General features: G+C 55.8%; 11 protein-coding genes and 1 pseudogene. 4 read left to right on the top strand and 8 right to left on the bottom strand.

What is annotated here, in order from left to right; translation table 11 throughout:
* A pseudogene (locus FBY02_RS20840) lies at window positions 1-446 on the bottom strand (IS3 family transposase); the annotation flags it as partial.
* On the opposite strand from FBY02_RS20840, the gene FBY02_RS20835 reads away from it, so the two are divergent.
* Window positions 445-1,089, top strand: a complete 645-nt coding sequence (locus FBY02_RS20835) for a hypothetical protein (RefSeq protein ID WP_144930062.1) — start codon at window positions 445-447, stop codon at window positions 1,087-1,089. The pseudogene FBY02_RS20840 and the gene FBY02_RS20835 sit on opposite strands and share 2 nt — an antisense overlap.
* A 61-nt stretch (window positions 1,090-1,150) precedes the next feature.
* Here FBY02_RS20835 and FBY02_RS20830 read toward each other — a convergent pair whose 3' ends face one another.
* Window positions 1,151-1,534 (bottom strand): hypothetical protein, encoded by a 384-nt coding sequence (locus tag FBY02_RS20830; RefSeq protein WP_256662546.1) that lies wholly within the window; start codon window positions 1,532-1,534, stop codon window positions 1,151-1,153.
* A 384-nt stretch (window positions 1,535-1,918) separates the two neighbouring features.
* Between FBY02_RS20830 and FBY02_RS20825 the strand changes: the two genes are divergently transcribed.
* Window positions 1,919-2,701 (top strand): hypothetical protein, encoded by a 783-nt coding sequence (locus FBY02_RS20825; RefSeq protein ID WP_144930061.1) that lies wholly within the window; start codon window positions 1,919-1,921, stop codon window positions 2,699-2,701.
* 248 nt (window positions 2,702-2,949) lie between these two features.
* Here FBY02_RS20825 and FBY02_RS20820 read toward each other — a convergent pair whose 3' ends face one another.
* From FBY02_RS20820 to FBY02_RS20795, 6 genes are all read right to left on the bottom strand, one after another.
* Window positions 2,950-3,558 (bottom strand): DUF6338 family protein, encoded by a 609-nt coding sequence (locus tag FBY02_RS20820; RefSeq protein WP_144930060.1) that lies wholly within the window; start codon window positions 3,556-3,558, stop codon window positions 2,950-2,952.
* A 187-nt stretch (window positions 3,559-3,745) separates the two neighbouring features.
* The gene (locus tag FBY02_RS20815) at window positions 3,746-4,834 is read right to left on the bottom strand and encodes a caspase family protein (protein ID WP_144930059.1); all 1,089 of its coding nucleotides are present in this window, start codon (window positions 4,832-4,834) and stop codon (window positions 3,746-3,748) included.
* A 17-nt stretch (window positions 4,835-4,851) separates the two neighbouring features.
* Window positions 4,852-7,341: an effector-associated domain EAD1-containing protein gene (locus tag FBY02_RS20810; RefSeq protein ID WP_144930058.1), complete on the bottom strand. Its 2,490-nt coding sequence runs from the start codon at window positions 7,339-7,341 to the stop codon at window positions 4,852-4,854.
* Between the two features lie 4 nt (window positions 7,342-7,345).
* On the bottom strand, window positions 7,346-8,182 hold the full coding sequence (locus FBY02_RS20805) for a hypothetical protein (protein ID WP_144930057.1): 837 nt from the start codon (window positions 8,180-8,182) through the stop codon (window positions 7,346-7,348).
* A gap of 3 nt (window positions 8,183-8,185) precedes the next feature.
* The gene (locus FBY02_RS20800) at window positions 8,186-8,971 is read right to left on the bottom strand and encodes a hypothetical protein (protein ID WP_144930056.1); all 786 of its coding nucleotides are present in this window, start codon (window positions 8,969-8,971) and stop codon (window positions 8,186-8,188) included.
* 172 nt (window positions 8,972-9,143) lie between these two features.
* Window positions 9,144-10,463, bottom strand: coding sequence for a GTPase-associated system all-helical protein GASH (locus tag FBY02_RS20795; RefSeq protein WP_144930055.1), 1,320 nt, complete (start codon window positions 10,461-10,463; stop codon window positions 9,144-9,146).
* A gap of 241 nt (window positions 10,464-10,704) precedes the next feature.
* Here FBY02_RS20795 and FBY02_RS20785 point away from each other — a divergent pair, with 241 nt between their 5' ends.
* Window positions 10,705-10,956, top strand: coding sequence for a hypothetical protein (locus FBY02_RS20785; protein ID WP_144930054.1), 252 nt, complete (start codon window positions 10,705-10,707; stop codon window positions 10,954-10,956).
* Window positions 10,957-11,476: 520 nt separating this feature from the next.
* Complete coding sequence (locus FBY02_RS20780) at window positions 11,477-12,493, top strand: restriction endonuclease (RefSeq protein ID WP_144930053.1); 1,017 nt, start codon at window positions 11,477-11,479, stop codon at window positions 12,491-12,493.
* The last annotated feature ends 50 nt before the right edge of the window (window positions 12,494-12,543 follow it).

Here is a 12,543-nt window from a genome sequence, read left to right as displayed (position 1 = left end):
GGCCTGCACACGCCCAGCTTTTGAGCCAGGGCTTTCGCACTTTCTTTTCGCGTGCACAGCGCGATGACCGCTGCCTGCTTCACCGCTGGCGGCCGGGCTAAACCGTCTGATCGACCGACAATACGCGTATGCAACTCGGGGTGCATTTCGTAAATCCAGGCACGCAACGAATCCCGCGCGGGGTAGCCCAACGCCTTGATGGTAGCGGCGATGTTGCGACCGTATTCGAGATAGTGCCCGACAGCCTTTTCCCTTTGGGCCAGTGAGTACTTCGACTTCGAGTTCTCGTAGCCACGCGGTAGGTCGAGGCATCGCTCATACTCTGCGTGCCAGCTCTTCAAAGAGTTCTTCGTCGGGTAGCCCAACTGACGAATAGTTGCCCCGGTTCGCTTGCCCAGTTTGATGTAGAGCTTGACCGCTCGGATACGGTCTTCGTATGAATACATGAACTACCTCCAGGTAGTCCAAGATTTCCGCCGCATCCCCCTTGCCCAGTACGGGATCCTCGAGCGCCTGCCCGAGCTATTTAGCGACCAGGGCGAGCACGTCCAATTAATTGTTCTGGACTCTGCCAAATACAAGCTCCTACCTAGGCGCAGTCGCTTGGAACTCTGTGGAACCGAGGAAGTGGCTCTTCAGGTTGAGCATTTTCTTGATAGCGCTACGAAGTTGTCGCCTAGCGTGGTTGATCTCAATACGTTAGAGATCTTCAACGCTGCGCCAGGAATCGATGCTGGAGAGGCCCTCCTTTTCGCTGCAGCGGCAGACGATGACAACGGCAGGGTACTAACAGGGGATAAGCGCGCGCTATCCAGCCTACTAGCCCAGGATCCCATGCAGCTTACCTCCTGGCTGACCAACAAGCTGATCACTCTGGAAGCGCTGATACAAGGATTTGCCCGCCTAGATCTACCGGCCATCCAACACATTGTTAGAGCCAACGCCGGCGTAGATAAGGCCCTCACAAATGCGTTCGGCGTATCCGCCCCAGCCTCCGAAGACAGCGTGCAAGCTGGCCTTCAATCCTACATTGAGCACTTAAGGAAAAGCTTGGGAGGGCTCATAAATAGCGGCCCTCCGTTTACCTAGCTTGCCCCTTGCTCGACGGCGCTCCATACGATCTATGCTGTGTCCGGTTCAGGCGACTTCGTCAGAACTGAGTTTTCTGGAGCGTTTCAGCTACTGCGGCAGAATGCTTGGTCCTACCTTTGGTAGCAGTGACCTTCTGGGTGGTTGTAATCACTTCAATCTTGAGGGCGAAGTCATTGGCATAGGGTCGGTTCTGAAAGAGCTGCCGGAGGTAAGCTACAAATCGCTCAGCTAGCTCGACGCTATCCAGGTAGAGCGTCTTGTACGAGAGGCGACCGGTAGGGCTCGCATAGAGCCCGGCAACGATGTCCTCATCTCTATAGTGGGGATTACTAAGATTCGACGGGATAAGACGGTGGGGTATCTCGACTCGAACCGTCGCGTACTCCACTACCGATTTATTCGGAAAATCCCCAGCGCTACGCAACTTCTTTGAGTCGGTCACGACATCAGTCCTTTACTGTCAAAAAATCATTGTGACGTTATCACGCCTGAAGCAAACCACATCGAAGCCCAATAGCTGCTTGGGCCCCAAAGCTACGCAGGATATTGCAGGTGTATAACGATGTCGCCAACAAAGGTTGACGCAACATCCCGCTGCGTCACTGCGATCTTTGGTCAGCCGTCTTGAGCTCCGTCCGGGCTAAAAAAGGACCAGCAGCCCTCTTCACGCTCAGTACAGCCCGGATGATCATGAGGCTTGCTCACACCCAAAGGTCGCAATATCCTTTTCGCAGGTCGGCTCAACCACACCTGCCACCGGGTGAAACGAAGCTGCGGTAAATACCCTCACGTCTTCCCCGTCAGGGTCGAAGTGTAATCGGTGGCCATGACCCGTTTATTGGGAGAAGGCTCTATGCTCTTCGTGCCTCCGTGCGCTAACGCGCTCCGTACTGTAAAAACCCGCCTGTCTGCTGTTCTTCCCCATATATCGTCGTCGCACCTCACCGAAGCCCTCGCGTCCTCTGCTGGCTTCAGAACCAATGCATCTCTTCGGGCATCACTCTGGGAGCCAGGAAAGGATCCCGCGTCCTTTCCGGCGCTTGAATTTCACGATGGGAAGTTCCTAGAGCGACTACGCCAATTTGACTACGAGGACACCGGAGAGTGGCCTGGCTTTTCTCGCTTTGCAAAGCATAAATGGATCGGCACGATGTACCGTTCAGAACGTGCAATGTGTGCGCGAAATCTGTTAACCGCAGCGATTATTTCCGGGCTCACTCAACGCCTGTTCGGGTTAGGCGCTAAGGAGAACTTCTGGCCAGGCGCTGACATCGACAATCGAACCGGCCGATCCAAGACCGGTACCTTTTTCCATGTATGGATGCCGGAGGGGGTACCGACGCTGGCCTGGGTGGACGATAACGGGATGGGTGAGCTCACCGTCAAAGTCGCATGCTGGCCAAAGGATGATCGTATTCGCTATTCGGGTGGGTTCGAGTCTGGTGAGGCGACTGCAATTGGTTGGCTTGAACGGGCGAACGGCACCTGGATCATGAACGACCACCGTGGGGGGATCGATCTAGCCGTTCGCCGGACAGTACAGGGGCGAATCGCCCGGGCAATTTCGCCAACCATAGGGTTCCAGGATCAAGGAGCCTTCATTTTCTGAGTAAGCAGCACCCTGATGATAGGGGGGATAACTGGAGAAGCCGCCTTTGCAGGCGACTTCTTCCGAGAGGTGTGCGTCATCTCTCCCATGGGCAGCCCTTATTTTAACGTCACGACTCGCTAGGTTTCGTAGGAGGCTTCGGCGGCGACTTGGGCGGTGTTTTCGGCAAAACGTTCCTCGGCATAAGCGGATTAACGTTCAACCCCTCATTAATGCTTTTTCTTAGCACCTCATCGATGCTCTCTCTATCACGACTCATCTTCTTCCTCCGGCTGATCTAGAAACTCAGTCCAAGCCACATCAGTTACGGAAATTAGCATAGAAGTAATCCTGTCAGCCGGCTCATAGCAGCCATCAACAATCCACGTCGGCTGAATAATCAAATAGTGGCCAGTTGTGGGATCAGTCGGCCAAGCCCTTGGGTATCCCGCGAGCCTCCTTCCATCCTTAAGCTGCAGCGTAACACCCCTATCTTTTTGCGTACGGTGTGCGAAACGCCATTCCCCATCAGCTGATCGGGAGGTCAATCGAAGGTCTCGGCATATCGCGTAAATAGCGTCGTTGTTGGCCCACTTGGCAAGCAGAAGTCCAGAGCCGACGGCAATCGTGACACTCCACCCCATCGCAACACCATCAGTCCATTGACCCAGGCTGTGGAATTGTCCTGCCAAAAGCGCTAGCCACCGGATGACCTCGACAACAACCTGAATCACTACTGTCGACATCAAAGCTTGGATTACTCGCTCAAACTGACCGGGCTTAGGCGCGTCAGAAAGCCAATAGAAAATAAATGTAACAACAAAACCCGGCATTATGGCTTGCAATACCGGCAGAGCTTCAGCCAAAACACTGTCCATCCAGTCTCCTTGCATTCACTGGCCAAGAGTAATTATTGAAAGGTCGTAACTGAATGGCTGATCTACGCCGCCCCCAAAATTTCGACGTTTTCTGCGAATATCAACGGCTGCCGAAAGTCGGTAATTAAGCTGAAACCACTACATTTCAGCTGTCCTCTAGTAAGCCTGGCAATGCTTTAACGGCTGCTTAAAGCATCTTGAGCGCCGCCAACTGAGGATGGTTCGAAAAGTCCTCCTTTACTGTACTAAGCAAGCTGCAAAAGTTGATACTCCTGCCTCCGCCGCCCTGTTTCAGAGTGCGAAGCGCTGCATGCCAAGCGGCCTGACCGGTGGGGTGAAACTGGAGACGGGACAGGTCACCACCAGCGCGGCTCCACACCTCTTGATCCCGCGGTCCGAAAGGGTAGAGTTCGACCAGTATCTCTTCTAGCATCAACCACGGAGCCTCCTCTTGCATCGTTGGCGTGTGCGGCGATTTCTTCCCGCCTTGGCTCAGCGCGACAGCGAAGTTCCCTTCAAGGTTGTCAGCTTTAAAAATTGGATGCTGGTTGTCAGGGATCAGTTTCTGCACCTCTTCGGATACGTAGTTAAACAGGTCAAAGACCTTGATGAAGCCGCTGGCACCCTTGTCGGCAGCTCCCCGCAAACCTTCGAGCAGTACCGCAGTGAAAACGCTATTTCTCGCACCGACAAATACGGCCGACACTTCGTCAGCGCGACACGATGCCATCAGCGCACGTCCGCTCCCAGCTGCCAGCTTCGCGAAGGTGTTTTGGGTATAGCCAGACTTGAACTCGTGGCCTTTGCCATCAGTCAATCTTTTCGAGATTGCAGCCCCCCCAGCATGACAGGCGTCGATGAAGACCAGCAGTCGCTTCGACTTAATCTGCGCAAGGGCCGCGGCCAACTCATTCGAGCTAATCGATGTGTTTTCAATGTCAGCGAGATCGCTATCCACTGTCACCAACACGCTGTCCTCATTACCAGGGCTGCCCACGACGGCACCGTGACCGGAAAAGAACACGCAAGCCGTGTCATCAGGCCCCACCCGGGCAGCCAGCTCGTCTAGCCCCTTCAACACAGCTGCCCGAGTAGCGCTCGCCTCTAATAGAGTGACCACGTTGGCGGGGGCATAGGCACAGTACTGCGGCGATGAGAGTGTCGCTGCGATGTCGTTGACGTCGTTCAGAATAGCAGCAGGCAGGCTGGAGACTTGCTGATAGCTCGCCACGCCGATAAGAAGGGCGTGGCCTTGCGGATAGCTAGTTGGGTTCATGTTTCAACCATGGAGTGTCAACGCCGACCAACGATGTCAGTGTCACTGACACACAGGCGCAGTTTCTCGTTCAAAGGAAAGTCCTGGCACATCACTTTAAGGAGCTCGCGTGCAGTCGGCCGGCCGCCGTAACGAATTGAATTCAATGCAGTGTGCCAACGTGTTGCCCCGTTTTGGGACTGCCCTGGAAGGTCGGAATTCTTGCCTCCAGCGCGTGACCAAAGCTCGTCACTGTCTGGCCCGCTTGGATAGAGTTCACGGGCCTCTTTCTCGAATGCATTCCACTTCTCGACAGCGCTTGGTTTCGAGACTCCAAGCATCCAACGCGTATAAAAGTTAAGTAAGTCTGCGCACAACCGTAGCCCCGGCATGAGATCTGGACGATGGTCGGCAAACCGGTCCGAGAGATTTTTGGCTGCGCGCTCCCAACGTCGGGACGCCACAAACGCTCCAAGTTGCTCAGAATCCGTATGAGAAAGAGTGCGAACGTTCCTCAAAAGGTTGCTCAGCCATGAGATGAACATCTCTTCGAGGAAGGACGGAAGGGCTCTGATGATTGAGAGACGCGCAGCAACCGTCACAGATGACCTTTCAAGCACGGACTGTAAGCTAGAACTCGCCATGATTGCGCGCTCAAGCAACGCTTCAGGGGGAGTAACCGCCGAGCCTTTCGCTGCGACGTTCAGCCAGCCGTTTGCTGTCGCCTGTAGGTAGTGCTCACGCTGCGAAGCTGGCAGAGACGGCCAAAGCAGCGCCCGCTCCGGGATGGCACTAAGGTCAGCCAAGGGAGTCTGGGCCAACCTCTCAAGTAGGACAGTGTCGACGGACCGCCCTTCGACGAGTTGAGCTAAAACGTTGTCGCGCACGCAGGTGGCATTGCTTGGTGCGTTCCACAGAGAGGGGCTCCTGCCGAGCGCAGCGCCCCACAGCTTTTGCTCGGTGATATCGTCGCAGCGGATGTTAGACAGGATCTGAGGGTGGGTGGCCGCCAGCTCAGCGCACAATTCGACCAGGCGCAAGTCCGTATGCGTGAGTGCGCACTCCAGCATCTGGAAAGGGCTTGCGTACCGAAGAGCTGACCGTAAACCGGCGCTATGGTCTGGATCCTTGTCCACCTTGAGCTGCTGAGCCGTAGCATCGAGAGGAGAGAGAGTCGAAGCTAACGCGGCGCCGTACGCGATCAGCCAGCGCTTTTTCAGCAACGGCGAGAGCAAGCCGGCCTGATTGGTAACGTGGAGTTTTCGAGGCACTTCCTCCGCCAGCCGTTGCTCAACTGCTGCATCAGCCGGTACAGAGTCTATGACCGCGGCGAACGCGGCTTGGCTAACCTCAGCCCATCGCCAGATCGCTTGAGAAATGGCGGGGTTGTCTCGACGAGCAGCAGTCGATAAGCCTGCTGTCACTGCAGCGCGCCAAGACGGCAATGCGAGATCCTCATCAGCCGACGCAGCGGCCATCTCTATTAAGTCGCTGTCGTCCACTGGCGCGAATACAAGGTTGCTAACGAGAAGCTCAACGGCCGACCATAGCGACCGCGTGTTGGAAAAAACCGGGAGTGCCAAATTCCTCATTGGCAGCAACTGCTTGCAGGTTGCGACTGAAATCAAGGCCGTGAATCGCCCGATGATCTTATCCTTAATATTTACGCCGAGAGTCGTCTGACTTGAGAGACCGTCTATCAAACGTATGGCAGCCAGCAAGTCATCGAAGCTCTCGCGACCAGAGAGGAGTGTATATAGCCGTTCGAGCTTAATCAGATCCTTGAGCGTATGAACTTCAAGGCCCAGCTCTGCAGCAAGAGCCAGGATTGGCTGCAGGTCGCGCAGGCCGCAGAGAACCCTTGCGGCGTCAGATTCCGGGGTTTGATCATCTGGCTTGATTATACGGTGCTTCGTCCAGCGAGCTTGGAGCTGCTCGGGCGTGCATACGAGCGCCGGCACGGGTTGCTCTACTATGTCGTTCGGACCGAAGCTCAGCCGGAACGCGAAAGTTCGCCTGAAGGCTGGCCAGAGGTTCCTCCACAGCGAATCGACGAGGTGCTCAAATCCTCCGGCGCTCAGTCGGACAACTGGAGCAAGCTCTTGGGCTGTCAACGCGTTGGCCGCGCCGATCAGGTCAGCAGCCGGTTCGTGGCTGCTGCCGACATTCTCAAGCTCAAGCGTTGCCACCGAGCCGGGGCAATCCGTAACCGAGGGTGCCAGCCGCCCAAACAGCATGGCCAGGCTGCCAACCTCGCACATATCGTCCAAGCTGATGATCAGCGCGTGAGTCAGCACCATGCCGCCGCGCGACGCGCTCGAATCCAGGAACGTGCGAGCAAGAACGTAGTGCTCGTCGATTGGGAAGCCGCGAACGAACGGCGACCAAGTCTGGACACCTAGAGGCACTGCATCTGGCAGGTCGAGCTTTGATGCAATGGCAGCGGCTATAGGCGCATTCGTACTTGATGTTTTGAGTCCGTGACCGCGACCCGGTACCTCGCCATAGACAGCCTGTTCGACTCGCATTCACTCAGGTTCCATCGATCATCAAGCGTTGGATCGGCAGGGTAATGTCGGCGCTCTTCACACCGTCGGGTAGCACTACGTAGCCGAACTCTTCGGGGCCGCGGATTGCGTACTCTTGGTCCGCATCCGTCTTGCTGAGTGTGCGCTCGAGGGCCGAGAGGCCAATGACAGTAGGCGACGCCCAATTGCTGCGTACGAACGACCACAGCATCGGCAGTCGAGAGGCCAGAAGGTCAGCCGGTAGCTCCGTCGTTTCAAGCTCATCCCAGCAACTCAGAAGGAGCGTCAAGCGAGGTTTGCGAAGCGGCCGGTCCAAGTGGAACTGCGCCAGATAGAGCAGCATTTGAAGAAGCTCCACTGTTCTTGCTTGGTCTGACAGCTCGTATGCGGGCGCCTCTGCCTGGGACTCCACCGCAGCGAATGACTGCAGCGGGCGTGAGAACAGGTCGTCTTCAGACCGAAGCGAATGCAGTCTGATGAGCAATACCCAGTCGGTGGCCCCGAGTACACGTTCGCGCCAGGCGGCAGGAATCCGGCGCTGCGTGACAAGGTTGCGAACCTGTTCGCCGCCGTAGTCAGGCCAAACCAGTTCGGCGTGGCGACCGGCCTCGTCCGTAATAGGCCAGACGCTCTCGACATAGGTGCTGGCCGGCGTGTGGTCGGTCGATTTTCCCTCTGTCAGGCAACTGAGAGCTGTAGTAAACGCCTCCAGATTAGTCGGAGCGCCGGACATCTTGAGTGCACATGCTCTGACCATGAGCCGCTTCAAAAACTGGGCTCCATAGTGAGTCTTACCGACGTTTGACTCGCCGACCAACAAGATAGTGTGTTGAGCAGCCACCAACTATCTCCTATCAAATCGAAAAAACGGGTCGTGACCAGACGCTTCTGTCGTGGGCAAATCAACTCCCGTTCGTTTGGTGCAAAGAACCCAGCCAAATAGCTCGCGGAAGCCTTCTGCAGCATCGACTTCACCACGGGGGGATACGCTGACTGTGAACTCTGGGACGCTTGATGACGCAGAGGCCACCGCTTTTCTAATCTGCGCTTCCATGGCTGGCGCCACGTCTACGTCCCCCTTCGTCCAGACGAGTGCCAGACGCCGTCCGCGGGCCTCAGTCACTGCACGCTGAGCAAGCAGTTGAAAATCGTTTCGAGCGGCCCCCATCTTGGGTCCAGCAAGTGCCTGGCGATCAGCAATCAGTAGCGTGACATCTGCATGTCGGGCAATCCAACGGGCCCCTTCAGCGTCGACTGCCTGTTCATTGACCGCCCATTTTTGAAACCACTCTCCTGGGGCGTCGGCAAAAAGAAGGTCGCGCAGCGACCCGTCCTCACGACGAAAGCCAAGGTGAAGCATCCCTGGTGCTCGAGCCGCCCCACTTGGCGTATGGGGCGGAAAGCTTGGAGGCTGTCCCGGTTTCCAGCGTAGATAGGTCGCAACTGCCTCCCAACCTGCAAGCGTGTAAGAGTTGCTAAATAAATTTGCGTCAGTGGTCAGCGCGCCTCGACCAAGCAGTAGATAGAACGCACCAAGAATGGTCGTCTTACCTGCGCTTTCTGGACCGACGATACCTACAGTGATGGGCTTGACCTTACCACTAACAAAGTTGAGGTCAGACTCTCCCATTGCCAAGCCGCTCCACGGGAGCAGCATCTGGTCATCGCCAGGCGAGGCAGTTACCTCTCCTTTGCTGACACGTTTCCACTCGGGGCACATGTCAAGCCGGATGTGGCCCAAAGTACAAGTGGTGTTGTCGTCCGCGAAACAGTTTGGTTGGGGGCACCTGTCCATGGGCGTCTCACTTCTTTTTTGCCCGAGTGGTTGGGCCGTTGCTGGTGGCGCGGGCTGTCTGAAGCTCACGGAATAGGTAAGTTCCCCAATCAGACGGGGTCATCACGGTAGAAGCATCCACGCCACAGAGTGCACGCAGGGTGGTTGGTTCGACTGCGTCTGAACCCTGCGGGTGTCCAATCAACGACAGCAGCGGGCCTCGGCCAACAGGTACAGGCGCGTATTTAGCAGCCAACGTGCGAAAAGGTTGCATAAATGTAGCTGTCCTGGCTTCGCGCACAAGGCTCGCGAGATCACGCTCACCGCTCGCAGCGCCTTCATCTTCAACCGGTAGGCAACGGATGGCCTCCCGCAGAAAGGCCGATACGCTCGCTGGTGAGTAGGTTGGCACCTGCTCATGTAAGTCGAGAGCCATCAAAGCAGAGGCCTCGAAAGGCGGAAGGTCAAGGTAGCTAGCATGAGCGCTCGGGGAGTACAGAGCTTCCTTCCACCAAAGCAAATTCGTGCGGCGCTGCAGGCCTGCCGTGGCGCCACTGAAGCTCGCTAATACCTTATCAATGTGAGTGGTGACCGCCTTTGCCAGCGTAGACATTGGGCCTGAGATATCCACAGGAGCTGGCGCAAGCTCCTCGGCCATAGCATCCAAAGCATCAGCAATGGCAACACTCATCTTGTTTGCAAATTGCTGCGACCACGCTTGGTGATTGTTCGACGGAGAATACTTGTTCGGATCAGTGGGGCCCCAGGGGCCCGCAGCTGAATGGATTTTCGCCAGTAGCTCATCCTGATCGACAGTAGGGGCCTCATAGTCCATAGACACTGAGGCTGGCGGTGTGTATTGCAACGGGTCGACCGTAATCATCTCCGGAGTTGCCCACTCTGCCTCGGCACGTGCATCGACCTTCGTCTCAATTTCGCTCACAGCTTCGCGCCAAATATCAGCTTCGTCGGCTGTTTCGGTGTGAGTCAGAGCATTGCGTGCAGTGTTGACAAAGGCGACGGCAATCCCATCGTCCGAACGGGCCGCCTGCACGATCGCATCAAGAAGGGTGGCCCGTAAGATACTGACTGGGCGCCCTGCGAAGGCATTGGCAACGGTCTCCCATTGCTTACGGAGGGCCACCATCGCCTCCTCCACGGTTGGGTCCGTAGCTGCAATGTTGGGATCGGCCGCCACCATCGTGAAACTAGCGGTCTTGGTGGGTGATTTTCGAAGAATGGCAGCCAGGTCTTTGGCCGTGGATCGAAGCTTATCTAGTTTTGTGTCATCGCCCTTGAGGTCGATGGCTCCAATTTCAAGAAACTTCAACAAAAACTCTTCTTCCATTCCCTGGCCTCCCGACCTTTTGTTGTGATACGTCAAAATGATACTTGAGCCAGCCACAGCCCGATAGCTGCGGCTTCAATCGGCCGCTTTTGGCCGAGAGCAATCATTGAGCACCCGGCCTTTGGCCAGACCGAACGGAACGATCGAGATCAGCCCGCTCTTATCAGTACCTGTCGGCTCACGTTCACTTGTAATTGCGGCTCTTCGCGCCGCTCAGGGCAACAAGAAAATGGAGAGCACGATGAATACCCGAATTCGCATCATGAAAGGACACTACCGCGAGGAAGGTGGGTCGCTAACCCCCGGCTCACTGACACTGATCGACATGCAGGACAAGGGGGTCTGTGCGGAAAATGGCGGCGAAGTACGAGCTCGCCGTTACCAGGTTACCGGGGAGGTCGAGGGCCTGGAGCTGTACGGGAACGAAATTGCGTTTGTATTCTTGCCGGATGAGGGCGAATGCGAGCGCGTTGGCATCCCGGTCGACGCGTAATAACTCAAACCACGCTGGCCCCAGTTTGCCTAACCTGTCGAGAGGCGATTCAGCGAACCGACTCTCGATAGGTGCACACAAAGGAAAAGCGCGTAGCTGCTATAGCGCAGAAAGCGCCGTTACGATATGAGAAAAAGCAGTGAGCAGTGAAGAGAGCGAGCGCCAAATAATTTTACCCCCCGGTGGCCGGTTTCGCCGGCAGGCTGGCCCATATCATCTAGATACTGGGCAACCGCGATACGCCTTCCACGTTTGCGGTCCAGATGAGCAGGCGTGTCGTTTGGTCGAAGATCACTCGCAGATTATGGGAGTCCCTGGAAATAACTTTTATGTGTGGGATATCAAGAACCTCTCTACCTGGCCTGTATTTCTGACTCTGAGCGTGGATGAAGTGCCAGTTGATCTGGCAAACCACTGACGCACTATTCAAGAAGAGCATGCAAAATGAGCCCCCTCACTTACATGCCAGGAATTGACTGCCAATTTCCGCCCGCCATAGCAATTAATTACGGATACCATTATGGCCATCAACTTTTCCTCTGGAGAGCTCAACGAGTACCTGGCGGACTTGGCTGGTTACAAAGTCGGTCTAGCATTGACCCTAGAGGAGTTATATGACCACCTCAACGGTGTGGAGGGGTACGCCGATATCGCCAGGCAGTCTGAACAGAACGGTATCCGACTTCACTCAACGGAAGTGGAGTCCATTACCTACCGACTGATGCATCGAGTCGGTTACACAGAGCAAGAGTATGATGGCGATGATACTGGCGCTTGGAGGTACCACAAGTACCGGAAGAGTGGTCAGCTCGAACTGTATCAAAGGGTCTGCACTCTCTGGATAGAGATGATGCCATCAATGATGGAGGCAGCTCAGAAGTGTGCTGGAGGTATCGACCCTTCCCCTTACCTTGAGCGCTGCGCTAAAGCCTTTGGTCACACTGGCCTGGATATGGCAGTGGAGCAGATTAAGGTGCTGGATATGGCGTTGCGCATGAGCATCATCAGTACATCGCAAGGCGAGGTCTGGGGTGACCGAGTGACGTTAGCCCAGCTCTTCCAGGGCGCCCAGCATATTGCGAAAGAAGGTGCTTTTATCGACCAGCGGTTCATTGACTACCTGTCAGTCAACAAAGACCGCATTCCAGAAATGCACTGGCGCCGATTCGAAGAGCTAACTGCAGAATTCTTTCAGCGTGAAGGCTTCAAGGTTGAACTCGGACCAGGGGCCAATGATGATGGGGTAGATGTGCGCGTCTGGAAATCAGACTCGGGGCCAGGCGCAACCCCTCTGTGCCTCATTCAGTGCAAACGGCAGAAAGCAAAGGTTGAAAAGGTTGTGATCAAGGGTCTACTTGCGGATGTTCAATGGGAGCAGGCCGAGTATGGCGTAATCGTCACATCATCCACCCTCAGTCCAGGCGCGAAGACAACCATTGAAGCGCGTGGTTACCCTATCCGCGCCGTTGAGCGGGACGCTGTTTCCAGGTGGTTCGAACAGCTCCGCACGCCGGGTACTGGCATCATTCGAATCTAAGCCGCTGTCAACAGAGGCTGGCCAAAAATACTGCTGCGTCTATTGTTAAA

It is taken from the genome of Pseudomonas sp. SJZ078, assembly GCF_007828255.1.
GTDB lineage: Bacteria > Pseudomonadota > Gammaproteobacteria > Pseudomonadales > Pseudomonadaceae > Aquipseudomonas.
This window is presented reverse-complemented; position numbering and strand designations above follow the sequence as displayed.